We start from the raw sequence: 24,377 nt of genomic DNA on the forward strand, positions 1-24,377 counted from the left end.
GTCGCGGAGACGGAAGACGCGAGTAGGGCGGCGCGGCACCGGGCGGCTCATGACGACCCGCCGGATCCCGGGAACGGGGCGACGCCGGCGATGAGCGCCAGTACATACACCGCCGCCGAGAGGGCGATACCGGCCAGACCGAGTGCCATTCCGACCCGGGCGGTTTTGTCCTTGGCCTTCATCGGGCGGATCGCCAGCACGACGGCGACGATGCCGAAAACGACACCGATCCCCGAGCAGAACGCCGTGACGAGGGAGATGGATCCGAGAACCGCCGAGGCGATCGCCATGCCGTGCGAAGTCTCTCGGGCCGGATGCGGCGTGACGAACCCGCCCACGGGAGCCGGATACGGTGTGACGACCGCGCCCACGGGAGCCGGATACGGTGTGACGACCGCGCCTACAGGAGCACCGGCGACCGGGCCGCCGACCACGGGCAAGGGCTGCGGCGGCCAGCGGAAGGCGGGTGGAAGGTCGGCGACCTGGCCCATCAGGTCACCGACGGTACGGGCGCTGTGGACCGCGGTGATGCGGGTGTCGTACTCGCCGAGTTCGAGGTATCCCTCTTAAGGCGCGCGGGAAAGCAGGTCGAGGACGGTGCCGCGCTCGACCGTGCCGACTCGCTCCTGCGTCGCGGGGAACGGCGACCGGCGGAACGGCATTCCGTAGTTCACTCCATGGCTCGCTCTCGACGACAAGGCCCGGGCGGATCTGCCGGCATATCGGCCATGGGCCCCCACACCGACGCCGGTACGGGACCGCGGACATCGACCGGATCGTACGCGTACGGCGCAGAGCGAAGCCCGAATCCCCGCCCGCAAACGGTCAGGTGGTCGAGGGCGGATCCACGATAGAGCCGATGAACGCGATCAGCATGACGACCGAGGCAGCGACACCGACGATCCCGAGGACCAGGCCGACGACCGCCGAGGTGTTCGTCGGGTATGCCTTCAAGCCCGGACGGCTCAGGAGGAGCGCGGCCACCGCAGGGATCAGCCCGATACCGAAGCATATCGACAGGGGTAGCGACAGCGCGCCCATCACCAGACTGAGGGTGGACTTGGAGCCGACATCGGCGGCCGGCACCTGCTGGTGGTGCTGTTGCGCCGGCGGTACGACGGGCGCCACCTCGTGGTGCGGGTTCCACTGGAACTGGCGGGGCAGGTCCGACATCGGGCCGACGATGTCGCCGGCAAACGTCGCGGACTGCACGACAACCATCCGGCGCTCGTACTCGACCAGATCGATGTAGCCGCCTTCGAGCGCCCGAGTGAGCAGCTCCACCGCCGCCTGCCGCTGTGCCGTTCCCACCCGCTCGTTCATCTGCACCGGTGCCGCCTTCCAAACGCCTCGCGTGATTCGTCCTTCGCATGCCCCTGAGCGGCGGCCATGCCGGCAGTGGTCTGCGTGAGCCGGCGGGCCACGATTCACCGCAGCAGACTTTAGCTGGGAGGGGCCAATCTCAACCCGATGGCACCGCGCCGGGCGCCGGCACCCCGGGGTCGTTGCGTCAGCGCCACCAACCGGCGCCGATTCCCCACTTTCGGCAACCCGGCGACTACCCAGGGGCACCGTCAATCGACGCTCGCCGCTAACATCCTCTGTGGACGCCGCTCCTGCCTCGGATCGGCGCGGCCTCAGGTGATGCCTGTCCCTTTGCGGCCGGCGTCTCCCGGACGACCAGCGGGCGACAAGAACGGAGAGATTCGGCGGTGCAGCAGCAACCAGACAACACGGCCCACCGGCCGGATCCCGCCACCGCTGTCGGACGCCGCCGGAACCACTGAGCCGTGTCCATTCCTTCCTTCGAGCGGGGCGAAGCCATGTCCGAAGACCCGGCGGAGCGCCTGCGCGGCATCGCCACCCGGATGCGCAACCTCAGCCGCACCATCCGCTCCGCGCAGAATCCCGCCGCACGCCATACGGGTGAGGACGCCACCGGCATGGTGACGGTGACCACCGACGGCTCCGGGCGGGTGTCTTCGGTCGACATCAGCCGAGGGTGGTTCTCCTGCCGCGGCACGACCTCACTGGGCCCGGCCATCCTCGAAGCGCACCAGGCGGCCATCACCAAGATCCTCACCGAGCAGGCTGACCGGCTCGAACAATCCAGCGGTGAGCACTACGACTCCCACTCTGACGAGGCGTCCTGGCGTGCGGAGCCGCCGGCCGCTCGCCGCGCGCCGACCTTCGCCGACCTCGACGATCTGCGGCGATCGCTCGCAGATGCAGAGAATCGGCACAGTGGGCGGGTGCGGCAGACACCGGCCTCCCCCGCGCAACGCCGGGTGCACGGACCGGCGGGGCACATCAGCCTTCTGGTGCGCGACCACGCGGTGCAGAGCGTCTCGGTCGGCGCGCACATCGACCCGGGCCTCCTGGCGGCCCTGTCGCGGGACGCCGTCACCGCCTTCCGCGAAGCCAACTCCCCCGCGACGGGCGAATCTCCCGCAGGAAACTCAGACGAAAGACACCCCGATGCCTGACAACAATGAACTCGCCCTGGTGCGCGACGCCCTCGAGGTCGAAGCACGCAAGTGGGACCAGATGGCGGTCACCATGGCAGCGGCGGAGCGGACAGCAGAAAGTCTCATTCTGAACCCCACCGCCTTCTGGGCGGGTCCGAAATCGCTACTCAAGGACCAACTGTCCGCCGCGTACGACGACGTGCACCAGTTGGTCGTGACTCTGCTGTCGGACGCGTCGATTGAATTCAGTGAAATCGCGGGCGCACTCCGTACCGCCGCCTACCGCTACGACGGCACGGATCAGAACCAGGCGAGCGATCTGATCGCCATCTACGGCCGCTACAACAACCACCCCTGACGGCGGCCGCGCCGAGGCTGCGCGCAGCGCTGTGCTGTGCTGTGCTGCGCGCAGCGCTGTGCTGAGCGCTGTGCTCAATGAATGGTGGCTCAAGGAGTGACATGCAGGGCACACATCCCAGCTCAATCGAAAGCTTGTTCGGCACAGCTGTCGAGCTTTGCGACGGGGAACTCGATGAGGCCGATTCAGAATTCCTGAAACTCGAGGGAAAGATCAACGAAGCGCTGCGACAGGCCAGTCTCTTTTCACCGCTTGCGTCGATCGCCTTGGCTCAGATAGCGGAAGGGCGATGGGACAGCCTGAGGCAGGAATTCGACAAGCTGAAGGCAGAAGTGCGGACCTTCGTCGAGGCAGGCACCCCCGTTCTGTCACTGATCTCCGTCGGCTTGGCGTGGAACAGGGAGGTGCTACCCGCTGTCAGCAGCATGTCGGCAACGGCGGGTGCATACGAGGCCAACGCCTTGCCTGCGTGGTCCGGTGCCGCCTACTACGCCTACCGCGAGAAACGGGATGCGCAAAGCGAGGCCATCGAGGCAACCACCAAGATAATTCAAGAATCAGGCGTCTGGTTGACCGAGATGGCTGTCAGGAACGTCGATTTCTTCTTTGCCCTGATCGAACCGATCGTCGATCTGACCCAAGCGACCATAGAAGCGGCGCTGGAGATCGTCACGGCCGTCGGCATTCTGGAGGCGATCGGCACGGTAGCAGCCGCGATCGCAGACGCGGCCATGGCAATCATGCGCATCTACATGAACTCCCTGCGGCACGCGGCGAAAAGCATCGACGCCATAAACCGGGCAACTGCAATATTGAATGACAACAGCAAGTTCCCCGCCGGCCGCTGGCCGCAGGCGGTCAACAAGAAACTGGCACATTGACTCACTCCGCCAACAACACGTCAAGCGTGGACGATCGGATTCGTGCCCGGCGAAAGCATCAAACGAGGACAGGAAATCACGTGATGAAGAAGAACACGGACAGCAACGGCGGACCGTTCGGCACTGGTGGCGCCACGATGGCTCACCGACTCTCGACGCTGCCGTCGATCCTCCGCTGCCTGATCCTCGTGCCGCTCATGGCCGGTTTGATCGTGTCCAGCGACGTGTCGGCCGTTGCCGCATCGCCGGACTCCCTCAACCAGTGGTACCTGGACCGTATCGGCGTTCCGGAGGCGCACGGCATCTCCCAGGGAGAAGGCGTTCTGATCGGCATGTTCTCGTTAGAGGTCGACACGGATATTCCTGGCCTGCGCGGGCGCGTACGGCCGCACAAGCGTGTGGACCGGCGCGGCCGGGTGGTGGACCCCGTGTTCGGCCAGGCCTCAGGACTCCCCGCCGGGCGACTGGGCTTGATCGTCGCCGGCGGAGAACTCGGCGTACTGGGCATCGCCCCACAGGCAGAGATCCAGACCATGGATAAAGAGCGCGATCCCACCGAGTTTTCGACCGCCCTTCGTTGGCTGGTGGACGAGGGCGCATCCGTGATCGATGTCTCCGGCGTTCTGGAGCGACAGCCTCGCGGAGCGGTCAACGACGGCATCCGCTACGCGCTGGCCAACGACGTGGTGGTCGTGACAGACGCAGAAACCGTTCGTTTGCTCCCGGCCTCGCAAACAGAGGGGATTCTCGTTGTCGGCGCTGTCGACCGAGCTGACCGAGCCCCTCGTGGATGGAGTGGCACCGAGATCGATCTGGTGGCTCCCGCCACGTTCCCCGGCATGGCCGGGTTCTCCTTCACGGACGCCGGAGACGTCACTGACAGCATTATGGAAGAGGCAGGAGTAGCTGCCGCAGCACTCACAGTCGGCGCTGCCGCTCTCATCCGCGCTGCCCATCCCGAACTGAACGCTGCTTCAGTCATCGAGCGCCTCCTCACCACCGCCGAGGATCTCGGTGCAGCTGGGCGGGACAGCACCTACGGGCACGGCATGCTCGACCTGCCCGCGGCGCTCACCGCCGATGTGCCCGCCGTGAATGTCAACCGCCTCGGCGACCCGGGTCCGCCGGACATCAAACGCGAATGGGCCATTTCCAGAATCATGGCCTGGTTCAGCGGCATCGCGATGGGCGTGGGCGCGCTCATGACAGCCGGCTTCGGCAGCATGCTTCTGCTGCACCGCTCCCGCCGAAAGCTTCATGCGCCTGTCCGGCCGTGATGAGGAGACTGCCCCGTCAGGCAGGCGGAGGCACCGGATCGGGCATGAGGACGAGCACTGCGAAGAACAACAAGGAGAGGGCGAGGCCGATAATTCCGAGGATCAGTCCGGCAAGGGCCATTCCGTTCGTCGGGTTCGCCTTCAGACCGGGGCGGCTCAGCACGAGCGCGATCACAGCGGGCACCGCTCCGACCCCGTAACAGATCGCCGTCGGCAGCGAGATGATGCCCAGCACGAGGCTGACGATCGACATCGGGCGCGGGTCCCGTGGCGGCAGCTGCGGGTGCTGCTGTGGCGGTTGCTGCGTCAGGTGGGCAACTGCCTGACCCGGATGCCACTGGAACTGCCGTGGCAGGTCGGCCGTCTGCTGGGTGAGGTCGCCGGCGAACTTGGCCGACTGCACGACGATCATGCACCGCTCGTACTCCGGCAGGTCGATGTACCCCTGCTCCAGCGCGCGCATCAACTGCTCCAGCACAGTCTGCCGCTGGGCTGTCCCGACCCGCTCGTTCATCCGCATCATTGGCCGCCCTCCCCCATTCCCGTCGCGCGACCGGTCGTCCACTCCGTGGCGCTGTCCACCAATGAAGCGACGGGTGTCGACGCGGAAACCCTAGCCTGAACCGGCAAGCGGACGATCACAGGCCGGCGGCCACCGCAAGATCATCTGCCCGCTCGGCCGATGGTGGGCAGCGGGCGCGGATCGGGAGAATGCCGTCATGACACCCGCCCCGTTCAACCCCGCCCAACTGCGGCCCGGCGCCACCTACCCGGTGAACCCGAAGTCGAAGGGCCGCGGGATCGCCCTGGAGATCGTCCCGGGCCTCTTCGGCGTCTTCGGTATCGGCAACATCTATGCCGGACGGCTCGCCCTCGGCGTCGGACTGATGTTCTCGTTCTGGGTGCTCTTCGGGATCAACTTCGCGCTAATCTTCCTCGGCATCGGCTTCGTCACCATGCCGCTGACCTGGATCGCGTATCTGGTGGCAGGGCCGCTGCTCGCCGCCAGGGGCATCGACCAGTACAACGGCGTCCGCCGCTGAGCGACCCCGCATCCTCGTGACGGTACCGGGTCTCGGTGCCGCCACCTATCTTTCGCGGGCGCGGCAAACGGTCAACCACGGCGTACACCTCGGCGGCGGCGAAGCCCGGCACCCTCGATCAGCGCGGCAGAGTACGGCGCATGAAGGCAGTCAGACCCGCCTGGTCAAGGGTGACCATCTCCCAGCCCTGCGTCTCCAACAGCTCCACGGCGGAGAGGATCTTGTCGACCTCGTCCATCGCCTTAATCCCGAACGAGGCGGCGGTTCGCATCCGCCCGCCCATCGGAGGCACCAGACAGATGTAGCGCAGCGGGTAGTGGTCCAACTTCGCCTGTCCGTTGAGGACGTCATCGGAGGAAAACAGGCGGGATGGGCGAGGCGTGACCAGCTCAGTCATGCGCCAGAGGCTACCAAGATCGATTAAAGATCTCGCTTCCGTGCCCTGGACATCCTGAAGCCCCAGCTCTCCTGCCAGCACACTGACACACCCTCAGTGAGCCGGACTAGTCTGGAAGGCATGTCGACTCCATCGAACGTCGGCGACTCGCAAAGAGGAACCCACGGCGTGGAGCGCCTCACCGAGCGCCTCCGCGAGTTTGCCGATGACCGGGAGTGGCATCAGTTTCACACTCCCAAGAACCTCGTCATGGCACTGATGGGCGAGGTGGGGGAACTGGCAGCCGAGTTCCAGTGGCTGACGCCAGAGCAGTCAAGCCGAGTCCTTGACGATCCTGCAGCAGGCGCTCGAGTGCTCGCGGAGATCGGCGACGTCATGATCTACCTGACCCGCCTGGCGGATGTCCTGGGTGTCGACCTTGTCACTGCCGCCACGGACAAACTCGCCGCTTCCGCAAAGCGTTACCCTGCGGACGAGTTTCGCGGATCAGCCATGAAGGCCCCGTCTCAAACTTGACCGGCATTCGACTGTAGGACCGGAGCTGTGGTCGGCAACGCTCAGATTCGCTAGAGTTCTCACGTTCAAAGCGCACAACGACGGGCTTCTCTACTTGGGACATGCCCCACGCGCACGGTGACTTCGTGCTGCCTGGAGGCCCTTGCCCGTGTCGGCCTTTCGTACCTCTGCGTCCGGTCTGCTTCGACTAGCCACCGAAGGCACCCTCGTCGAACGGACAGCGGAACACCTAGCGATGAACGGCCACGGCGTGAGCCCTTCAGAAAAGAGGTCCTGGTCGCGGAGCCTGTCCATCCTCGGCCAAGACCTCGCTGACGCCGGTCTAGGTGCCGTCGAGGTGCTGGTCGAGTATCAGTTGCCGCTCACTAGTAAGCGCGTGGACGCGGTGCTTGCCGGACGCCATCCGCGAACCGGTGAAGACTCTTACGTCGTGATTGAACTGAAGCAGTGGTCCTTCGCGGAGCTCTACGAGGACTCACCGACACTTGTTGCCTTAGAGAACACCAGTGGACCGAGGCTCCACCCTGGAGTCCAGGTTGCCGACTACTGCGAGTACCTGAGTGACTTTCTGGGTGTCCTTGCCGGCGCCTCCCATCGCGTCCGTGGAGCGGCATATCTCCACAACGCGACGGATCGCGATGTCTCTGATCTGTTTCGCAGACCCGGAACGGAACAGAGCCGAATCTTCACTAAGCAAAGGCGGGGCGAGTTCCTTGCTTATCTAAAGCAGCATCTCGCCCCGGATCCCGGCGCGGAAGCGGCGGACCGCTTGTTGAGCAGTGCTGTTCGACCGAGCAAGCACTTGTTGTCGTACGCCGCCAAAGAGATCAAAGAACGATCTCACTTCACCCTTCTTGACGAGCAACGCGTGGCTTACGAACTGGTACTGCACGCCGTCGAGCGTGCCCGCTCGGCGGATCACAAGAACGTCGTCGTCGTCTCGGGGGGCCCCGGAAGCGGAAAGAGCGTAATTGCACTCTCAGTCATGGGTGAGCTGGCTCGCCAGAACCGCTCTGTGATGCACGCGACGGGATCTCGATCCTTCACCCAGACCCTGCGTCGGTACGCAGGCAAGGGTTCAACACGCGTGAAGAGCCTTTTCGCTTACTTCAACAGCTTCATGACAGCCGAACGCAACGGCTTTGACGTTCTCATCTGCGACGAGGCTCATCGCATCCGTAAGACTTCCGTGAACCGATACACGCCGAAGATTAAGCGGGACGTTGCTCGTCCACAAATCGAAGAACTCATGAGCGCTGCGCGGGTGCCGGTCTTCCTGCTCGACGAACACCAGGTCGTGAAACCTGGTGAACTTGGCAACGTTGACGTCATAACCGACTCAGCTCAACGACTCGGGTTCAGTGTTGAAGCGGTCTCCCTCCACGGCCAGTTCCGCTGCGGAGGCAGCGAAGCATACGAAGAGTGGGTGCTCGATCTCCTGGAACTGGACGGAGGGAAGCCTTCGGTATGGGTCGGCGATGGGCGATTCGACCTCAGATTCGCCGAAACACCGGAGCAGATGGAGTCATTCCTTGCTGATAAACAGTCACTCGGAGAGACCGCGCGAATTTCTGCCGGATATTGCTGGCCCTGGAGCGACCCGCATCCAGATGGCAAGCTGGTTCCGGACGTCCGGATCGGCTCATGGGCGCGCCCCTGGAACGTCAGGAGCGATCGCAGTGTAGGCGACGCGCCAGGAAGTGCCTTCTGGGCCACCGATCCCAATGGTTTTGGCCAGGTCGGATGCGTGTACACGGCTCAAGGCTTCGAATACGAGTGGTCTGGCGTCATCATCGGTCCGGACCTGGTAGCCCGAAACGGCCGACTCGTTACGCAACGAAGCGAATCGAAGGACCCCGCATTCCGCTCGAAGAAGGCGCTCAGCGATGAGGAAGCCGACCGCTTGATTCGAAACACGTATAAAGTGCTTCTCACCCGAGGCATGCGTGGCACTGTTCTGCTTTCCACGGACCCTGAAACACAGGAGTACCTCGCGTCACTTGTCCGAGTTCGTCGTGGACTCGAGACGCTGTACGAACCCGTCGCACCCGGCGTGCATCAACTGCGTCAAGCCTGAGCACCTCAGACGCCGCAGGCCAGCAGAAACTCTCCCTTCCTGGGAGATCTCGCTACGTCACAGTTCTTCGCTATTAGCGCCGATTCGGACCTCTGCTGTGCGAGATCACTTGCGCTAAGCCGCTTTCCGGGGACGGCTCGTCTCGGGAAGGACATCCGTTGATCCAGAAGCGGCTGGGTGACGCCGCAGCAGAGCCGGGCGGTGAAACGCTAACGGCTCGGCCCCGACCGGTCATCGCACAGGAGGCCTGGCAGCGGGCGGGAGGGACTGGATCAACGTACGGAGTTCGGCGACCGTCGGGTGGTGGGCGCCCCGCTGGTCGGTCAGGTCCGCCAGCAGGCGCAACAGCGTCTCCCCCGCCGCCTGCGGCTGGCCCGCACCGAGTTGCAGGAGCCCGATCTGCTGGCGTAGCTCGACAGTGCGTGCGTCGCCGTCGCCGAACGCCGTCCGGTAGTCGCCCAGGAGTTCCTGCAACTGCCGCAGCGCTTCCGCTGTCTCGCCGATCAGCGCCCGGCAGGTCGCGCCCTTGAGTCGTGCGCGCAGCGCGGGTTCGGCCTGGGCGCCGCTGCGTTTGGCGACTTCGGCGGCGATCTGCTCGTATGCCGGCGCGGCATCTCGGTAGGCGCCCTCTTCGAACAGGATGTCGGCGAGTTCGAGCCGTGCGTGCACAACTTCCTCGTCACGATCGCCGAGGGAGTCCCCCACCCGTCCGACAACGGACGAGAGCACCTCTGCGGCCTGGCCGTACCGTGACGCGCCGGCCAGACGCCGCGCCTCGGTGCGGGCCCGGCTCACGTCGCCGCCGCTCACCGGGCGCTGCCCCTCCGCTGGAGCAGACCGGCCACTCAGGGGCACCGTCGCCGGCGGGTCCTCGTTCTGGGTGCCGGGCAGAACCCTGCTGAGCACTGCGGCGTACATCCGGTTGGGGCTGATCGCCGAAGGCGGATCAAGCACCCCCGCCCACGGCCCGAGACCGTGGGCGTAGGGACGAAGACGCTCGAAGACGGCTTGCGCATCGGCGGGGCGTTCCTCGGGGTTCTTGCGGAGCAGGTGCAGGATGAGCTCTTCGAGCCCGGCGGGCACGTCCTGCCGCACGCTGCTCACCGGTACGGGGCTGCGGCTCACCTGCTTGCTCATCACGTCGTAGGAGGTCGAGCCGCTGAAGAGCCGTTCACCCGTGAGCATTTCGTGCAGGGTGCAACCGAGGGCGTAGAGGTCGGTGGCGGGACCACTGATGTTGGCCTGGATCTGTTCCGGCGCCATGTAGGCGGGCGTGCCGAGCGGCTGACCCGTCAGGGTGATCTTCGAGAAGTCCGACAGGGTCGGTGCGACCGCCAGGCCGAAGTCCAGCACCTTCACCCCGCCGTCCGGTTCGAGCATCAGGTTGCTGGGCTTCAGATCCCGATGCACCAGGGACGCCTGGTGGGCCACGGCGAGCACGGCGCAGACCTGGGCCCCGATCGCCGCAGCCCAACCGACCGGCAGGGCGCCCTGCTCGGCGATGAGGTCCGAGATGCTGATGCCGCGGATACGTTGCATCACCAGGTAGGGCTTGCCCTCGTGCATGCCGGCGTCGTAGACGGCCGGGACGCCCGGGTGTTCCAGACGGGCGGTGATCCGCGATTCGCGGACGAAGCGACGGATGTAGTCCTGGTCGGAACCGTCGCCCGGCAGGCGGATGAACTTCACGGCAACCTGACGGTCCAGGCGGATGTCGTGCCCCAGCCACACCTCGCCCATACCGCCCCGGCCAATGGGCAGAGCTTCCAGCTCATAACGGCGGTCGATCAGCGTTCCCACTGCGGCTTCACCCTCCGTTCGGCACCTGACATCACCAGAGGCAGGCTAGTCGCACATCGACGGGGGCCGCAGTGTGCCATGAGTCAGTCCCAGAAATCCGGTCCGGATCATCTCCTCCCCATGGCGCAGCGTCTTTCGCAGTGCCGCTTCGAAATCGAGCAGTTCCCGGAAGGACAGACCATAGGTGTGCTGAGCGGTGATCGGCAGCGCGGGAATCCGAATCCGGCGGACATCCGCCCGGTGGACGAAGGAGCTGCCCTGGCCGCGCGAGGGTTCGCGGGCCAGCCGCAGGTACGCGGCCAGGAAGTGCGCGTCGATCCGCCCGGGATCGGGGCGAAGCAGGTACAGGCGGTGTCCCAGGAGCGCGTGCGCCTCTGTGGCGACGCGCACCGCCGGGGTGGCCGGCGCGAGTGGAGTGATGACGTCACCCGGCTGGATGGGGACCGCTCCCGGAGCAGTGGGCGCTGTCTCCGACGGACCGCGGCCGAGCCGCACGTCCTTGGCAGTCAGCACGGGATGCTCACCGCCACCGGTCTTCAGCTCTGCGGGCGCCTGCCGCAGCGCAAGGGCACCGGTCTTGACCAGGTCACCGATCGTGGTCCAGTCGCTCCATCCGCCCTCGGTGTCGTTCTGCAGCCGTGGCGCCGCCGGCAGCACCGCATCCAGTGCGTCCCGGAGGCCGGCGTGCAGCGATTCGTAGCGGGCCCCCGAGTCAGAGATGTCACCATTCGGACGCCTCATCTCAGTTCCTCTTCTCCGATGCCGCACCTTCCCCCGGACGCAGCCCACCGTTGGCCAGGCCGTCGAGGGTCAGCTGCACCAGGTCCGTCCCCAGCTCCCTCACCTGTCGGATCGCGGACTCGAACGCGTACAGCCGCCGGAAGGCCTCCCCGTGTGTCCGCTGCTCGTCCAGCGGTATCCGTCGCACCTGCGCCCGGCGGATGTCGAAGCGCAGGGCGCCGGAGAGACTGCTCGCCTGCTTTTCGTTGGCAGTGGTGCGCAGCTGACCGGCCAGGAACCACGGATCCAGCGCCGCCGGGTTGGGCCGCAGCAGATAGAGGTTGAGGCCGAGCAGGTCTCCCCCGGTCGCCACCACCCGCGCCGTCAGTTTGCGGGCGATCATCGGGACCACCACGTCGCCCGGGGCGAGTTTCACCTGCTGCGCGAGGCGCTGCACGTCCCGGCCGCCGGCAGGGTCTCCGGCCAGTAAGTCCTGCACGGTCAGCACCAGCGGCCCATCGCCGGTCGGTTGTTCCTTGCCGTCGCGCGCAGTACTGCGGATGGGGCCGATCAACTCCAGGGCGCCGGTGCGGGCCAGCTCGGCGACCGTGACGGTGAGCGGAGTACCTGCCTGTCCTTCGGCGGAAACCTGTGGAATCAGGCCGGGAAGGTCACGGAGAACGGCGGTGAACCGGTCGCGCGTACCGAGCAGTTGGGTACCGGTCTCGGCGCTGCTCGCGGCGGGTTGCCGCCGTGCCGGAGTGAGGTCCACCTCCTCGTCCAGCAGCTCGATCACCGGCGCGGCACGGGCGAAGCCAACCTCCTCGGCCTCCTCGTCGGGGGCAGCGACGAAGGCGCGGTAGGTCTCGCGAATCCGGACGTAGGTGCCGGCGTGGTCGCGGGGGTCAGCAGTCGCGGCGTCGACGAGCAGCACGCGGGCGGCCACCGGCTCCTCCGGCATCGGTTGACGCAGCACCCAGAGGTGCAACGGGACACTGTGCGGGGCCGCGACGCCGGGCGGCAGGGCGATCACCGCACGGAGCGCCCCGCGGCGCAGCAATGCGGCGCGGATCCGCTTTCCGGCCCGGCGGCTCGCCACCGCAGGCGGCAGCAGCAGCACGGCGCGGCCACCGGGGCGCAGGTGCGCCAGGGCGTGCTCCACCCAGGCGAGCTCCGGTTCCGTCCGGGGCGGCAGCCCGTACGACCAACGGGGTTCGGCCGGGTCCAGGCGCTCCTGCCCCCAGTTGCTGGCGTTGAACGGCGGATGGCAGACCACCGCGTCGAAGAGCCGACCGGCGAAGGCGTCGGCGTGCAGCGCGTCGCCGGTCTCGACCTCACCGGTGGCGTTGCCCAGTTCCAGCCAGAGGCGGGCCAGCCCGGCCAGTGCATTGTCGAGTTCCTGTCCGGATGCCGACGCGCAGCCGGCGCGGACAGCGGCGCGCAGGTTGGCGCCGGCGCCGCAGGCCGGGTCGAGGATCTCGTTGCCCGGCGCCTCGACAAGTTCGGTCATCAGGTCGGCCAGGTCGTCCGGGGTGACCCAGAAGCGACCGGGTGCGGGGCGCGAGAAGCGTCGCCACAGTTCATCGAACGCGGCCTGTGAACCGAGTTCACCGGCAAGACGGTGGAGTTCGGGAAGCAGGTCGGCGATCTGCGGGTCCAACTGCCGGGCGTCGGTCCGCTCTCCACGGCCGTAGTCCAGGAGCACGCTTCCGACTGCGCCGAGGGCGGCCGGCAGATTGTCGCCGGCGGCGCTCAGCCGCTGCCATACCCGCTCCAGGGCCGAGACTTTGGGAAGTTTTCCCTGTTCACGAAGCCAGTTCTCGACCTGATCGAGATCGAACTCGGGGCTGGCGGCACTGCCGCCGACCGGGGCGGGGAAGTCGGCATGGCGTTTTCGCCAGTTGCTGACCGCGGCCCGCCCGACGCCGGCGAGCCGGGCTATCTCCGCCGCCGTAATGCTCGGGTTCTCCTGCACAAAACGAGTGTGTCACGCCTGTCAAGCATTGCGTGCGTTGACAGCGTTCACGGACGCATGCTTTCCTTCTCGTCGTCACACAACCCCCATGGAGGACGCCATGCGCAAGACCAGGACCACCCTCGCCGGACTGTTCATCGCTGCCACCGTCGCGCTCGGGTGCGGCGCCGCCGACACCGAGGACACCGTGTCCAGCGAGACCGGAGCCGATGCCACCACGGAAGAGAAGCCGGCGAAGAAGTCCGCCGGGATCGGCGACAAGGTCCGCGACGGCAAGTTCGAGTTCACGGTGAAGTCGATGAAGTGCGGCGTCGACACGGTCGGCGACCAGTACCTCAACGAGAAGGCCCAGGGCCAGTTCTGCCTCGTCACGGTCAAGGTCAAGAACATCGGCAAGGAGGCGCAGACCTTCAGCGACAGCGAGCAGAAGGCCTACTCCTCCGACGGCGTCGAGTACTCGACCGACACTGCTGCCGGCCTCTACGCCAACAAGGAGGCCTCCACCTTCTTCAACGAGATCAACCCCGGCAACCAGATCACCGGCGTGCTGGTCTACGACATTCCAAAGAAGACGAAGCTCACCAAGATCGAGCTGCACGACTCGCTGTTCTCGGGCGGCGTCACCGTGAGCCTCGGCTGATCCAACGATGACCGAACAGCCGAACGAGGCCGAGCCTCACCCCGAGCAGCCTCAGTCGCCCGCGCCGCACCCCCAGCAGTCCTACGGTCCCGGGCCATACGTCCAGCAGCCGTACGGTCCCGGGCCGTACCCACCGCCACCGCAACGCAGCAGCAAGGACGGCTTGATGCGGGCGGCCGCCTGGGGCATCTGGACCTGGGTGGCGGTGACCGTGATCCCGCTGGTGCTGGTCCTGCTCTGTTGCATCGGGTGCTTCGGCCTCGGTGTCCTGGGCTCGGCCGACACCGAGGGCACCGCCGGCGGCGAGAGCACCCCGGTCACCACCCGACAGAAGCCCTCCCCCGGGACATCGTCCTCACCGTCGCGCACCCCCACCCCCTCGGCATCCGACAAGCCCACCGAGAAGAAGGCGGAGCCGAAGCCGCCGGGCATCGGCGACAAGGTCCGCGACGGCAAGTTCGAGTTCACCGTGACGGCGGTCAAGTGCGGTGTGCCCGAGGTGTACGGGTCGTACGGCAGCGAGAAAGCCCAGGGCCGGTACTGCCTGGTGACACTGACGGTGCGCAACATCGGCAAAGCCGCGCAGTCGTTCAGCTACAGCAACCAGAAGCTGTACGTCGGCGACGTCGAGTACTCCGCGACCTGGGATGCGACCTGGCGTGCCAACAAGGACACCGACCTGCTGCGCGACGAGATCAACCCGGGCAACCGGCTCAAGGGTGTCATCGTCGCCTTCGATGTGCCCAAGGGCGCCAAGCCGACCAGCGTCAAGCTGCACGACTCCCTCTGGTCGGGCGGAGTGACCGTCTCGCTGAAGTGACCCGGTTCCGGGGCAGGTGCTCCCCAACCTGCCCCGGAACTCCCCCGTTGCGGAATTCTCAATCAGCCCTCGCGCGCAGACTCCGCGCCAGGGTGGGGATCACCACCGCCGCGGCAACGAGATGCAGTACGAGGAGCGCGACCGTGGTGGCGGCATCCGCTCCGGCGAGCAAGGGCGGGACCAGGGAGAGCGCGGTCAGTGACCCCGCCGTCCACACGAACCGCTCGGCCGGCCGGCCGCTCCACTTGAGAAAAGCAACGGCGATGACGACACCCACGACCGAGAAGAAGCCGGTCAGCGTGGCGAACCCGCCCACCGGGATCGTCTCGCTGCCACCAGCGATCCTGAAGTCCACACCGACCGCCCGGGCGAGCGCGGCGCCGAGTGTCGCGGCCGCCATCGCCACGATCGTGGCGAGCAGACCGACACCGACGAGCCCGAGAAACCGGTGCCGCCGGCCGCCCACCGCCGGATCGGCCGCGACCTGGTTGTCCTGCATGCTGCTCATCGGGACCACTCCGTTCCGACCGCCGGCAACCGTTCCGGCAGACCGAACCGCGGGAACTGGTCGGCGTGGAAGATGAAGATCTCGTTGACCGCCCCGCCGGTGATGCGCAGGACGTCGATCGTCAACGGCAGGTACGCCCCCTCCCCCTCGTTCCACAGGTAGGCGGCCAGTGCCGGCTGCCGGTTCGCCAAGGTCGGGACGACCCGCAGGCCCGTCATGCTCTCGAAGCCGTCTTCGATCCAGTTGCCGATCACCGCGTCGCGGCCGACGTACAGGCCGGGGGTGGGTGGCATGGCGAAGCGGACGTCGTCGCGCAGCATGGCGGCGAGCGCCTGGACGTCCGCGGCGACGCTGGCCTCGGTGTAGCGGCGTACCAGTTCACGTGTCCCGGCGTCGTCCTCGCTGCCGGTCCAGTCCTGCCGTTCGGCGGGCAGGTGCTCCCGCATGCCGGCGCGGGCCCGTTGCAACGCGCTGTTGACGGAGTTGACGGAGTCGCCGAGGAGCTCCGCGACCTCCCTGGCCGGCCAGCCGAGCACGTCCCGCAGGATCAGCACGGCCCGTGGGCGCGGCGCGAGGTGCTGGACCGCGACGACGTACGCCAGCTCGATCGTCTCCCGCGCGACGGCGAGGGCTTCCGGCTCGTCAGCGTCGCCGGCGGGCAGCTCGTCGAGGAGCCGGTCCGGGTAGGGCTGCAGCCACAGCACCTCGCCGCCGGTCGCCGGCTGCGGGCGTCGCTTGGCGAGCAGGTCCAGGCAGGCGTTGGTGGCGATCCGGTACAGCCATGCCCGCAACGTCGACCGCCCTTCGAAGGTCTCCCGCCGCCGCCAGGCCCGCAGGAACGTCTCCTGCACGGTGTCCTCGGCGTCCTCGAACGAGCCGAGCAGCCGGTAGCAGTGCACGTGCAGCTCCCGCCGGTGGCGTTGCGCCAGCCCCGAGAACGCAGGCTCATCGACCTCACCCACACCGCTCACGCCCAGCTCCTTCAGCCGCGTGTCCGCACCCATCACGTCATCCTTCCGCCCTGTCGTGTTCCGTCCTAGGTATGACGGGCGCGGGCACGACAACTCATCACCCGGTCGCATTTCGGCGCGGGAGCGAGTTGGTTCAGGAGGGGTCTCTGGCGACAGGGGAAACGTGGGCACGCTCGTGCACTACGTCATCGATGTGATGGAGCGGGTGCGGTTCCGCAAGGGGATCTGACGGTGCGGCACCTAGTGCCGGGGACCGTCGGAGCGATCAGTCCTGGGCCGAGGTGGCAAGCTCCGCGTGGCGGGCCTCGTGCAGCCGGCGCAGTGCGCGTACCCCGTCCACGGCGAGTTCCTTGTCGGCGGCCTGCAACGCGACCAGCGACATCAGGTTGTCGTCGTAGAGCTCCAGGCTCGCCCACGGCGTACCCCGGTCGAAGCGCACCCGGCGCACGACCTCCCACGGCAGCTCGTAGGAGCTGAAGACGTTGCGGACCTTGAGACCGCGGCTGTCGGCCTCGATGCGGGGGCGGGTGAAGACCAGGACGCCGAGCGCGAGGAATATCCCTACGCCGATCATCGCGAACTGGTCGCCGCGCTGGTACTGGCCCCGGCCACCGCCGGTGAAGCCCTCCAGCGTGAAGGAGATCAGCACGGCGCCGATGAGCAGCACGGCCGCCAGCGGCCAGCAGATCAGCCGGATCCGGCGGGGCTGCAGGCGTACGACTTGGGATTCGCTCACCCGCCCAGTCTGCCATCCGCGCCCCGAGTGACCGCGGTCACCACACCCGGCGCCGCCCTGGACGGCAGCGAGGCCCTGCGCCGCCGGGAATGCCGATGACACAGGGCCTCGATCAGCGCCGGGACCGGACCAACGATCAGTCCGGTCGACACCGCGTCCGAATCAGCGCCGCCAGGCTCAGAGGCGGCAGGCGTGGATGTTGGTGACCAGGATGGCCCGCGCCCCCAGGTCGTAGAGCTCGTCCATGATCCGGTGCACCTCGCTGCGGAGCACCATCGCCTGCACCGCCACCCACCCTTCGCGGTGCAGCGGGGAGATGGTCGGCGATTCGATGCCGGGGGTCAGCGCGCTGGAGCGTTCCAGCAGGTCGGCGCGGACGTCGTAGGCGAGCATGACGTACTTGCGGGCCACCATCACCCCGTGCAGCCGGCGGACCATCTGCTCGGCCTGGGTGGATTCGGTGGCGCCGGCGCGGCGGATCAGCAGCGCCGAGGAGCGCAGCAGCGGCTCGCCGATGATGACCAGGCCCGCCTGGCGCAGGGTGGCGCCGGTGGAGACCACGTCGGCGACCACGTCGGCCACTCCGAGGCGTACGGCGTTCTCGACGGCGCCGTCGAGGCGGATGACGTCGGCTTCCATCCGGTGCTCGGCGAGGTAGCTGCGCACCACCCCCGGGTACGCCGTGGCGATCTTGTGTCCGCCCAGCTCCTTCGGGGAGGCGATGGTGTCGGGGCGGGCGGCGAAGCGGAAGGTCGCCGCGCCGAACTCGAGGTCCATCACCTCCTCGGCGGGGGCGCCGGAGTCGACGAGCAGGTCCCGGCCGGTGATGCCGAGGTCCAGGTCGCCGGAGCCGACGTAGGTGGCGATGTCCTTGGGGCGCAGGTAGAAGAACTCGACGTCGTTGGCCTCGTCGTGGCAGACGAGGTCACGGCTCTCGCCGCGTTGGCGGTAGCCCGCCTCGCGCAGCATCTGGGCGGCGGGCTCGGAGAGGGTGCCCTTGTTGGGGATGGCGACACGCAGCATGCAAGTGCTCCTTGGTTCGGGGAATCGACCGGGACGGGGCACTCACAGATGTCGGTAGACGTCCTCCAGGGTCAGACCGCTGGCCAGCATCAGCACCTGGGTCTGGTAGAGCAGCTGGGAGATCTCCTCGGCGGTGCGCTCCGGGCCCTCGTGCTCGGCGGCCATCCACGACTCGGCCGCCTCTTCGACGACCTTCTTGCCGATGAAGTGCACGCCCTTGTCGAGGGCGGCGACGGTGCCGGAGGAGGGGTCGCCGGCCGCGGCCTTCGCCTGGAGCTCGGCGAACAACTCTTCGAACGTCTTCACACCGGGGATTCTTTCAGCTCCCCTGGATCGGGGCGTCAATCGGGTTCAAGATCACAGCGCGGCGATCAGGGGGTGGGACGGTCTCCACACCCGCCCCGAGCTGGGCCTAAGCTGTCGGCCATGGTCATCCGCCGCACCCCGGTCGCCGTCGCGGCCGCGTTCACTCTGCTCGCCTCGGCCGCCGCCTGCGCCCCGCAGGAGTCGGAGCCCGCCGCCGGCGGCGCCTCCGCCACCGCGTGCACCAAGGACTCCCTGTCGACCGTGACGGCCGGCAAGCTCACGATCGCCACCGACGAGCCCGCGTACGAGCCGTGGTTCGCCGACAACGACCCGGCCAACGGCAAGGGCTTCGAGTCGGCCGTGGCGTACGCGATCGCCGCGGAGCTCGGCTACGACAACGCCGACGTGGTCTGGACCCGGGTCAAGTTCGACAACGCCATCGCCCCGGGCGAGAAGAGCTTCGACTTCGACATCAACCAGTTCTCCATCACCGATCAGCGCAAGCAGGCGGTTGACTTCTCGTCGCCGTACTACCAGGTGCGCCAGACCGTCATCGCGCTGAAGTCGTCGAAGATCGCCGGCGCCACGTCGCTGGCCGACCTGGCCGGCGCCAAGCTCGGCGCGCAGGTCGGCACCACCAGCTACAAGGCGATCACCGACGTGATCAAGCCGAGCGCGGAGCCGCTGGTCTACAACAGCAACGACGACGCCAAGAAGGCCCTGCAGAACGGCCAGATCGACGGCCTCGTCGTCGACCTGCCGACCGCCTTCTACATCACCGCCGCCGAACTGGAGGACGGCGTGATCGTCGGCCAGGTGCCGCAGGTCGGCGACGACGCCGAGCAGTTCGGCCTGGTGCTCGACAAGGGTTCGGCGCTGACCGGCTGTGTCAGCGGCGCCGTCGACGCCCTGCGCACCGACGGCACCCTGGGCGAGCTGGAGACCGAGTGGCTGGCCGACGTGGCCGGCGCCCGCGAACTGTCCTGACGTGACACTGCTCGACCACACCCCGTCGGAGGTCCAGCGGCGGCGGCAGACGTACCGCCGCCGCCAGACCGTCCGGTCGGTGCTGATCGCCGCCGCCTCCACCGCCGTGCTCGGCACGCTGCTGGTGGTGGCGGTGACCGGCGCCCCGGGCTGGGACCGGGTCCGCGAGTCGTTCCTGGACCCGGGCATCGGCCGCGAGTACCTGCCGGACATCCTCAAAGGGCTCTGGCTCAACCTGCGGCTGCTGGTCTTCTGCGCCGCGGGCGCGCTGCTGCTCGGCCTGATCATCGCGATCCTGCGGACCCTGCGCGGGCCGGTCTTCTTCCCGGTCCGGGCGCTGGCCACCGGCTACACGTACACGTTCCGGGGCCTGCCGCTGATCATCGTGCTCTACCTGCTGACGCTCGGCGTGCCGGGGCTACGGCTGCAGGGCATGCCGAGCGTGCTGGTGCTGGGCGGGCTGGCGCTGGTGCTCACCTACGGCGGATACCTGGCCGAGGTGTTCCGCGCCGGCATCGAGTCGGTGCACCCGAGCCAGTGGGCGGCCGCCCGGTCGCTGGGGCTGACCTACCGGCAGGCGATGCGGCACGTGATCCTGCCGCAGGCGGTGCGCCGGGTCGCCCCGCCGCTGCTCAACGACGTGGTCGCCCTGCAGAAGGACGTCGGCCTGGTCTCCCTGGCCGGCCCCATCGACGCCGTACGCGCCGCGCAGATCGCCACCGCCGAAACGTTCAACTACACGCCGTACATCGTCGCCGGGGCGCTCTTCGTGCTGCTCGCGATCCCGCTGATCGCGGTCACCGACTGGGTGACGCTGCGGGCCGCCCGGCGTCAGTCGGGAGGCTGAGAGATGCCGCTGCTGGAATGCCGGGGACTGCGCAAGCAGTTCGGCGGCAACGTCGTCCTCAACGGCCTGGACCTGGACGTCAGCGAACACGAGGTGGTGGCGCTGATCGGCGCCTCCGGCTCCGGCAAGTCGACGCTGCTGCGCTGCGTGAACCTCCTCGAGGAGATCGACGACGGCACGATCACCCTCGACGGCGAGGAGATCTCCGACCCGCGGGTCGACCCCGACACCGTACGCCGGCGCATCGGGATGGTGTTCCAGTCGTACAACCTCTTCCCGCACCTGAGCGTGCTGGAGAACATCACCCTCGCCCCGCGCCGGGTGCACCGGCGGGAACGGGCCGAGACGCAACGCCAGGCCCGTGAGCTGCTGGACCGGGTGGGGCTGGCCGACAAGGCCGACGCGTACCCGGACCGGCTCTCCGGCGGTCAGCAGCAGCGGGTGGCGATCGTCCGGGCGCTGGCGAACTCGCCGCGGCTGATGCTGCTGGACGAGGTCACCTCGGCGCTCGACCCGGAGCTGGTCGGCGAGGTGCTGACGATGATCCGGGACCTGAAGGCCGACGGGATGACGATGGTGCTCGCCACCCACGAGATGGGCTTCGCCCGTGACGTGGCCGACCGGATCTGCTTCCTCGACGGTGGCCGGGTCATCGAACAGGGCCCGCCCGCGCAGGTGCTCGGCGACCCGATCGAGGCCCGTACCCGCCAGTTCCTGCACCGCATCATCGAAGCCGGCCGACTCTGAGCGGGCTGCGTCCGCTCCTACCCGGCCGGCTCTGAGCGGCGGGGTCAGGCGAGGAGCAGCACGAGCAGGGCGATGCCGATCAGCACGTCCCAGCCGCGGAAGATCTGCCGCAGCAGGTCCACCGGGATCATTCCCATCGGGGTCACCGCGTACGCGCCGCCGTAGCTCATCGACGGACGGCTGCCCGAACGGTAGATCGCCACCACCACCCCGGCCAGCACCGCGCACGCCCAGTCCGCGGAGAGACCGGCGCCGACGGGCACGGTGAGCAGCCAGAACAGCCCGGCCGCCGCGGTCGGCAGCACGAGATGCACCAGGCGCAGCAGCCAGTCCGGGCCACCGAGCATCCGGCGCAGCCCGGGCGACCGGCTGATCTGCGACAGCCCCGCCGTGAACCGGCTGCCCGCCAGATACGCGCCGACGACCTGTGCCACCGCGGCCAGGGACGGAAGCGCGAGCGCCAGCGCGTACTGGGCCAGCACCAGCGCGGCAAAGGCGAGCAGCGTGCCCGGCCGGCGGGTGAGCCGGAGCAGTTCGGCCTGTAGCAGCATCCACCAGCGGCCGGCGGGCCAGAGCCGCCGCGCGCGGATCCGTCCGGTACGGCGGTTGCGGCGGGTCTCGACCATGGCGGCGAGCTGACCGGGGTCGACCGACATCGCCGAGACCAGCAGCGCGTTGGCCAGGCCCGCGCCGCCGCCGAGCGCTACCCGGTCGAGTCGGTGCAGCCGCCGCAGGGCGATCACGACCACCACCGGTGCGACCGGCAACCCCAGCCCGAGCAGGGTGACGGTCAACGGCAGGGCGGGCGGGGTGATCCGTACCCCGGCCAGGTCGGCGACGACCACCCCGAGTGCTACGGCCGCGCCGGCGCCGAGCAGGACCGGCCCGGCCAGCCGGGGCCAGCGATGGCGCGGCTGGGACTGGGCGACCACCGCCAGACCGGCGATCGCCACGCCGCAGACCGCGCCGGTGAGGCCGGCGACGGCCAGTGCGGTGCCGTCGGTACGCCCACCGGCGACCGCGGCGAAGACGGCGAAGACAGCGGCGGACGCGGCGGCGGCACCGATGAGCCCGGCGAAGCGGGGACGGAGCCAGGCCCGGCGGTCGACCGGCGCGCTGAGCACCCAGCTCAGGGCCGCCGGGCCGACCAGCAGCGGACCGAAGGCGCGCAGCGCCTGCCAGAGCAGCCCGGTGCCGGCCAGCAGCCCGGCGAACGCAAGCCAGGAACGGGCGGCCGGGTCACCGGAGTCGCTGATCGCCCGCCACTGCGCGGGGGCGCCGCTGAGGAACATCGCGCCGTAGATGACGGCGCCCAGCAGCAGCATGTAGAGGTCACCGAGGAGCTCGGTGAGGGCTTCGGGGTGGTGACGGCGCCGGCCGGCGCGCAGCCGGCGGCGCAGTTCCCGCACCGGCGCGGGCGTTAGCGCGGCGCCGGGCCCAGGCACAGACCCGGCGGACGGGCCCGACACAGACGAGGCGGACGGTCCGGGCGCAGACCCGGCGGACGGGCCCGACACAAGACCGGCGGACGGGCCGGGCGCGGGCTCGCCGGCAGGGCCGCTCTGCTGCAGCGGAGGGGTGGTCACTCCCCCATCTCGATCCGCTCGTCGGCCACCGCCGCGACCAGGTCGGCGTCGTGCGAGGCCATCAGCACCGCCACCCCGGCCTCCTTCTCCCGCAGCAGCCGGGTGGTGAGCCGGCTCAACCCGACCGTGTCGAGGCGCTGTTCGGGTTCGTCGAGGATCAGCAGCCGGCGAGGGCGTACGAAGCAGGAGGCCAGGGCGAGGCGGCGGCGCTGACCGCTGGAGAGGGTGGCGGGGAGTTGGTCGCGGGCCGGCTGCAGCCCGAACTCGGTGATGACCCTGTCGACACCGTCGCGGTCGCGTCCGCCGTGGGCGAAGCTGAGCAGCTCCAGGTGCTCGGCGACGGAGAGGTCGGCGAAGAAGTCGATGTCGTCGAGCCCGACCGCCACCGCCTCCCGGATGTCGGGGTGGGTCTCGTCCAGGATCCGGCCGTCGAGGCGCACCTCCCCCTCGTCGGCGCGCTCGGCACCGGCCACGCAGCGCAGCAGGGTCGACTTGCCGCTGCCGTTCGGGCCCACCAGCACCGCGATCCGGCCGGGCTCGAGGTCGAAGTCGATGGTGTCCAGCACGATCCGTTCGCCGAAGCGGCGGGTCAGCGCACGTACCTCGAGCAGAGCCATGACGGCAGTCTGTCATTCACCGGCGAGCCGCCGACCGGCCACACCCACCCGGCCCCGCCGCAGAGCCGGGGCGCGAGGCCCGTCACAGGCGTGCGGCCACCGCGGGCGTCCAGGGCAGCCGGTCCGCGGTGCGTACGGCCGTACGCCGCAGCGGTGCGAGCCGGTGCCGCAGCGCGTGCCGCTGGTAGCTCAGGCGCAGCGCGGCCGGCGGTCGTGGCGCACCGGAGAGCTCGTAGCCCTGGGCGCGCAGCCGCTCGCCGAGCACCGACTCGCAGAGCCCCAGCTCCGCCGGGGTCAGGCGGGCCGCCCACCGGCCGACCCGGTCGCTGCCGACCGGGCGGCGGGTCCGCTTGTGCCACGTCTTGCGGGTCGGCACCGACTCCCCGGCGATCCGGTCCGGGGCGGTCATCGCCGGGTCGTACTCCTCCCCCAGGTACCCGCAGAGCGCCCGCAGCTCCGACTCCGGGTCGGCGACCAGCCGTTCGTAGCGCACCTCGTGGTAGGAGTCCGGCCCCAGCGTCCGGGCCGCCCACCGGCCGTGGTCGATCGCCTGCGCCCAGGCCGCGATCGCCTGGTTCACCCCGCCGCGGTGCCACGGCATCTCGGTCAGCGACGTCACGCAGTCCCGGCCGTCGCGGATGATGTGCACGAACTGCGCGTCGGGGAAGAGCCGCGCCAGGATCGGCAGGTTGCGCACGTACGCCGGACGCTTGTCACCCCAGCGCGGCTTGCCGAAGCGGCGCGCGTACGCCCGGAAGACCACGCCCAGGGCGGTGCCGAGGGTGCCCGCCTCGGCGACGATCTCCTCGACCACCCCGTTCGCGTCCAACCCCAGGTCGGCGAAGTAACGGCCGCTGCCGCGGGTGATCCACTCCGCCAGCGCGCGGCGTCGTACGGGATCGGTCAGGTCGCCGAAGTCCCGGCGCCGGCCGTAGGACTCCAGCACGAACCGGGTCTCCGGCGGGATCGCGATCCGCGGATGCGCGTGCAGCATCAACTGCAGCATCGTGGTTCCCGAGCGCGGAGCTCCACAGACAAAGATCGGCCGGTCGTCACCCATGCCCGGTCCAACGACCG

General features: G+C 68.7%; 26 protein-coding genes and 1 pseudogene. 12 read left to right on the forward strand and 15 right to left on the reverse strand.

All coding sequences use genetic code 11. The annotated features are described in order from the left end of the window. Window positions 1-47 precede the first annotated feature (47 nt). Both ACK8GG_RS13440 and ACK8GG_RS13445 read right to left on the reverse strand, forming a co-directional pair. Window positions 48-554, reverse strand: a pseudogene (locus tag ACK8GG_RS13440) (hypothetical protein); the annotation flags it as partial. A 271-nt stretch (window positions 555-825) separates the two neighbouring features. Further along, window positions 826-1,323: a DUF1707 domain-containing protein gene (locus tag ACK8GG_RS13445; protein ID WP_440356593.1), complete on the reverse strand. Its 498-nt coding sequence runs from the start codon at window positions 1,321-1,323 to the stop codon at window positions 826-828. Window positions 1,324-1,790: 467 nt separating this feature from the next. Here ACK8GG_RS13445 and ACK8GG_RS13450 point away from each other — a divergent pair, with 467 nt between their 5' ends. From ACK8GG_RS13450 to ACK8GG_RS13465, 4 genes are all read left to right on the forward strand, one after another. After that, window positions 1,791-2,486, forward strand: coding sequence for a YbaB/EbfC family nucleoid-associated protein (locus ACK8GG_RS13450; protein ID WP_440356447.1), 696 nt, complete (start codon window positions 1,791-1,793; stop codon window positions 2,484-2,486). Then, window positions 2,479-2,826 (forward strand): hypothetical protein, encoded by a 348-nt coding sequence (locus ACK8GG_RS13455; RefSeq protein ID WP_440356448.1) that lies wholly within the window; start codon window positions 2,479-2,481, stop codon window positions 2,824-2,826. The genes ACK8GG_RS13450 and ACK8GG_RS13455 overlap by 8 nt, the downstream gene beginning before the upstream one ends. A gap of 101 nt (window positions 2,827-2,927) precedes the next feature. Next, window positions 2,928-3,707, forward strand: coding sequence for a hypothetical protein (locus ACK8GG_RS13460; RefSeq protein WP_440356449.1), 780 nt, complete (start codon window positions 2,928-2,930; stop codon window positions 3,705-3,707). Between the two features lie 83 nt (window positions 3,708-3,790). Next, a complete protein-coding gene (locus ACK8GG_RS13465) occupies window positions 3,791-4,984 on the forward strand; it encodes a S8 family serine peptidase (RefSeq protein ID WP_440356594.1) in 1,194 nt (397 codons plus the stop codon). Window positions 4,985-5,000: 16 nt separating this feature from the next. On the opposite strand, the gene ACK8GG_RS13470 is transcribed toward ACK8GG_RS13465, so the two are convergent. Further along, window positions 5,001-5,498 (reverse strand): DUF1707 domain-containing protein, encoded by a 498-nt coding sequence (locus ACK8GG_RS13470; RefSeq protein WP_440356450.1) that lies wholly within the window; start codon window positions 5,496-5,498, stop codon window positions 5,001-5,003. Between the two features lie 205 nt (window positions 5,499-5,703). Here ACK8GG_RS13470 and ACK8GG_RS13475 point away from each other — a divergent pair, with 205 nt between their 5' ends. Then, window positions 5,704-6,027 carry a hypothetical protein gene (locus ACK8GG_RS13475; protein WP_440356451.1) on the forward strand — a complete coding sequence of 108 codons (324 nt, stop codon included), beginning with the start codon at window positions 5,704-5,706 and terminating at the stop codon, window positions 6,025-6,027. Window positions 6,028-6,145: 118 nt separating this feature from the next. Here the strand turns inward: ACK8GG_RS13475 and ACK8GG_RS13480 are convergent, their stop codons facing one another. After that, entirely contained in the window at window positions 6,146-6,424 is a 279-nt protein-coding gene (locus ACK8GG_RS13480; protein ID WP_440356452.1) for a hypothetical protein, read from the reverse strand. A gap of 120 nt (window positions 6,425-6,544) precedes the next feature. On the opposite strand from ACK8GG_RS13480, the gene ACK8GG_RS13485 reads away from it, so the two are divergent. Together ACK8GG_RS13485 and ACK8GG_RS13490 are read left to right on the forward strand one after the other, a co-directional pair. Continuing rightward, on the forward strand, window positions 6,545-6,940 hold the full coding sequence (locus tag ACK8GG_RS13485; RefSeq protein ID WP_440356453.1) for a nucleotide pyrophosphohydrolase: 396 nt from the start codon (window positions 6,545-6,547) through the stop codon (window positions 6,938-6,940). 337 nt (window positions 6,941-7,277) lie between these two features. Then, entirely contained in the window at window positions 7,278-9,017 is a 1,740-nt protein-coding gene (locus ACK8GG_RS13490) for a DNA/RNA helicase domain-containing protein (RefSeq protein WP_440356454.1), read from the forward strand. A 231-nt stretch (window positions 9,018-9,248) separates the two neighbouring features. Here the strand turns inward: ACK8GG_RS13490 and ACK8GG_RS13495 are convergent, their stop codons facing one another. From ACK8GG_RS13495 to ACK8GG_RS13505, 3 genes are all read right to left on the reverse strand, one after another. Next, window positions 9,249-10,817, reverse strand: a complete 1,569-nt coding sequence (locus ACK8GG_RS13495; RefSeq protein ID WP_440356455.1) for a serine/threonine-protein kinase — start codon at window positions 10,815-10,817, stop codon at window positions 9,249-9,251. A gap of 45 nt (window positions 10,818-10,862) precedes the next feature. Beyond that, window positions 10,863-11,474: a restriction endonuclease subunit S domain-containing protein gene (locus ACK8GG_RS13500; protein WP_440356456.1), complete on the reverse strand. Its 612-nt coding sequence runs from the start codon at window positions 11,472-11,474 to the stop codon at window positions 10,863-10,865. Between the two features lie 85 nt (window positions 11,475-11,559). Beyond that, window positions 11,560-13,512, reverse strand: coding sequence for an N-6 DNA methylase (locus tag ACK8GG_RS13505; protein WP_440356457.1), 1,953 nt, complete (start codon window positions 13,510-13,512; stop codon window positions 11,560-11,562). A gap of 100 nt (window positions 13,513-13,612) precedes the next feature. Between ACK8GG_RS13505 and ACK8GG_RS13510 the strand changes: the two genes are divergently transcribed. Further along, on the forward strand, window positions 13,613-14,152 hold the full coding sequence (locus tag ACK8GG_RS13510) for a DUF4352 domain-containing protein (RefSeq protein ID WP_440356458.1): 540 nt from the start codon (window positions 13,613-13,615) through the stop codon (window positions 14,150-14,152). A gap of 7 nt (window positions 14,153-14,159) precedes the next feature. Then, on the forward strand, window positions 14,160-14,972 hold the full coding sequence (locus tag ACK8GG_RS13515) for a DUF4352 domain-containing protein (RefSeq protein WP_440356459.1): 813 nt from the start codon (window positions 14,160-14,162) through the stop codon (window positions 14,970-14,972). 58 nt (window positions 14,973-15,030) lie between these two features. On the opposite strand, the gene ACK8GG_RS13520 is transcribed toward ACK8GG_RS13515, so the two are convergent. From ACK8GG_RS13520 to ACK8GG_RS13540, 5 genes are all read right to left on the reverse strand, one after another. After that, window positions 15,031-15,480 carry a DUF6069 family protein gene (locus ACK8GG_RS13520; protein WP_440356460.1) on the reverse strand — a complete coding sequence of 150 codons (450 nt, stop codon included), beginning with the start codon at window positions 15,478-15,480 and terminating at the stop codon, window positions 15,031-15,033. Next, window positions 15,477-16,484, reverse strand: coding sequence for an RNA polymerase subunit sigma-70 (locus ACK8GG_RS13525; protein ID WP_440356461.1), 1,008 nt, complete (start codon window positions 16,482-16,484; stop codon window positions 15,477-15,479). Before ACK8GG_RS13525 ends, ACK8GG_RS13520 begins: the two co-directional genes overlap by 4 nt. A 232-nt stretch (window positions 16,485-16,716) precedes the next feature. Beyond that, window positions 16,717-17,187: a PH domain-containing protein gene (locus ACK8GG_RS13530; RefSeq protein ID WP_440356462.1), complete on the reverse strand. Its 471-nt coding sequence runs from the start codon at window positions 17,185-17,187 to the stop codon at window positions 16,717-16,719. 177 nt (window positions 17,188-17,364) lie between these two features. Then, complete coding sequence (gene hisG, locus ACK8GG_RS13535) at window positions 17,365-18,210, reverse strand: ATP phosphoribosyltransferase (RefSeq protein ID WP_440351884.1); 846 nt, start codon at window positions 18,208-18,210, stop codon at window positions 17,365-17,367. A 42-nt stretch (window positions 18,211-18,252) separates the two neighbouring features. Then, window positions 18,253-18,516 carry a phosphoribosyl-ATP diphosphatase gene (locus ACK8GG_RS13540; RefSeq protein ID WP_440353833.1) on the reverse strand — a complete coding sequence of 88 codons (264 nt, stop codon included), beginning with the start codon at window positions 18,514-18,516 and terminating at the stop codon, window positions 18,253-18,255. Window positions 18,517-18,636: 120 nt separating this feature from the next. Between ACK8GG_RS13540 and ACK8GG_RS13545 the strand changes: the two genes are divergently transcribed. Genes ACK8GG_RS13545 through ACK8GG_RS13555 form a run of 3 tightly spaced genes read left to right on the forward strand, consistent with a single transcriptional unit; the run spans window position 18,637 to window position 21,097 of the window. Then, window positions 18,637-19,503 carry an ABC transporter substrate-binding protein gene (locus ACK8GG_RS13545; RefSeq protein ID WP_440356463.1) on the forward strand — a complete coding sequence of 289 codons (867 nt, stop codon included), beginning with the start codon at window positions 18,637-18,639 and terminating at the stop codon, window positions 19,501-19,503. Between the two features lies 1 nt (window position 19,504). Continuing rightward, window positions 19,505-20,350: an amino acid ABC transporter permease gene (locus tag ACK8GG_RS13550; protein ID WP_440351881.1), complete on the forward strand. Its 846-nt coding sequence runs from the start codon at window positions 19,505-19,507 to the stop codon at window positions 20,348-20,350. Between the two features lie 3 nt (window positions 20,351-20,353). Continuing rightward, window positions 20,354-21,097 (forward strand): amino acid ABC transporter ATP-binding protein, encoded by a 744-nt coding sequence (locus tag ACK8GG_RS13555; RefSeq protein ID WP_440353831.1) that lies wholly within the window; start codon window positions 20,354-20,356, stop codon window positions 21,095-21,097. A 44-nt stretch (window positions 21,098-21,141) separates the two neighbouring features. Here ACK8GG_RS13555 and ACK8GG_RS13560 read toward each other — a convergent pair whose 3' ends face one another. From ACK8GG_RS13560 to ACK8GG_RS13570, 3 genes are all read right to left on the reverse strand, one after another. Beyond that, on the reverse strand, window positions 21,142-22,506 hold the full coding sequence (locus ACK8GG_RS13560) for a DUF6297 family protein (protein ID WP_440356464.1): 1,365 nt from the start codon (window positions 22,504-22,506) through the stop codon (window positions 21,142-21,144). Window positions 22,507-22,679: 173 nt separating this feature from the next. Beyond that, entirely contained in the window at window positions 22,680-23,300 is a 621-nt protein-coding gene (locus ACK8GG_RS13565) for an ABC transporter ATP-binding protein (RefSeq protein ID WP_440356465.1), read from the reverse strand. 82 nt (window positions 23,301-23,382) lie between these two features. Then, complete coding sequence (locus tag ACK8GG_RS13570; RefSeq protein WP_440353828.1) at window positions 23,383-24,360, reverse strand: sulfotransferase family protein; 978 nt, start codon at window positions 24,358-24,360, stop codon at window positions 23,383-23,385. Window positions 24,361-24,377 lie beyond the last annotated feature (17 nt).

The sequence above is a fragment of the Melissospora conviva genome, assembly GCF_049523535.1.
Classification (GTDB): Bacteria; Actinomycetota; Actinomycetes; order Mycobacteriales; family Micromonosporaceae; genus Melissospora; species Melissospora conviva.

Coding starts and splice junctions, on each gene's coding strand:
- ACK8GG_RS13445 (WP_440356593.1), bottom strand. CDS start 1,323: ATGAACGAGCGGGTGGGAACGGCACAGCGGCAGGCGGCGGTGGAGCTG.
- ACK8GG_RS13455 (WP_440356448.1), top strand. CDS start 2,479: ATGCCTGACAACAATGAACTCGCCCTGGTGCGCGACGCCCTCGAGGTC.
- ACK8GG_RS13460 (WP_440356449.1), top strand. CDS start 2,928: ATGCAGGGCACACATCCCAGCTCAATCGAAAGCTTGTTCGGCACAGCT.
- ACK8GG_RS13465 (WP_440356594.1), top strand. CDS start 3,791: ATGAAGAAGAACACGGACAGCAACGGCGGACCGTTCGGCACTGGTGGC.
- ACK8GG_RS13470 (WP_440356450.1), bottom strand. CDS start 5,498: ATGAACGAGCGGGTCGGGACAGCCCAGCGGCAGACTGTGCTGGAGCAG.
- ACK8GG_RS13475 (WP_440356451.1), top strand. CDS start 5,704: ATGACACCCGCCCCGTTCAACCCCGCCCAACTGCGGCCCGGCGCCACC.
- ACK8GG_RS13480 (WP_440356452.1), bottom strand. CDS start 6,424: ATGACTGAGCTGGTCACGCCTCGCCCATCCCGCCTGTTTTCCTCCGAT.
- ACK8GG_RS13485 (WP_440356453.1), top strand. CDS start 6,545: ATGTCGACTCCATCGAACGTCGGCGACTCGCAAAGAGGAACCCACGGC.
- ACK8GG_RS13510 (WP_440356458.1), top strand. CDS start 13,613: ATGCGCAAGACCAGGACCACCCTCGCCGGACTGTTCATCGCTGCCACC.
- ACK8GG_RS13515 (WP_440356459.1), top strand. CDS start 14,160: ATGACCGAACAGCCGAACGAGGCCGAGCCTCACCCCGAGCAGCCTCAG.
- ACK8GG_RS13520 (WP_440356460.1), bottom strand. CDS start 15,480: ATGAGCAGCATGCAGGACAACCAGGTCGCGGCCGATCCGGCGGTGGGC.
- ACK8GG_RS13525 (WP_440356461.1), bottom strand. CDS start 16,484: ATGGGTGCGGACACGCGGCTGAAGGAGCTGGGCGTGAGCGGTGTGGGT.
- hisG (WP_440351884.1), bottom strand. CDS start 18,210: ATGCTGCGTGTCGCCATCCCCAACAAGGGCACCCTCTCCGAGCCCGCC.
- ACK8GG_RS13545 (WP_440356463.1), top strand. CDS start 18,637: ATGGTCATCCGCCGCACCCCGGTCGCCGTCGCGGCCGCGTTCACTCTG.
- ACK8GG_RS13555 (WP_440353831.1), top strand. CDS start 20,354: ATGCCGCTGCTGGAATGCCGGGGACTGCGCAAGCAGTTCGGCGGCAAC.
- ACK8GG_RS13565 (WP_440356465.1), bottom strand. CDS start 23,300: ATGGCTCTGCTCGAGGTACGTGCGCTGACCCGCCGCTTCGGCGAACGG.
- ACK8GG_RS13570 (WP_440353828.1), bottom strand. CDS start 24,360: ATGGGTGACGACCGGCCGATCTTTGTCTGTGGAGCTCCGCGCTCGGGA.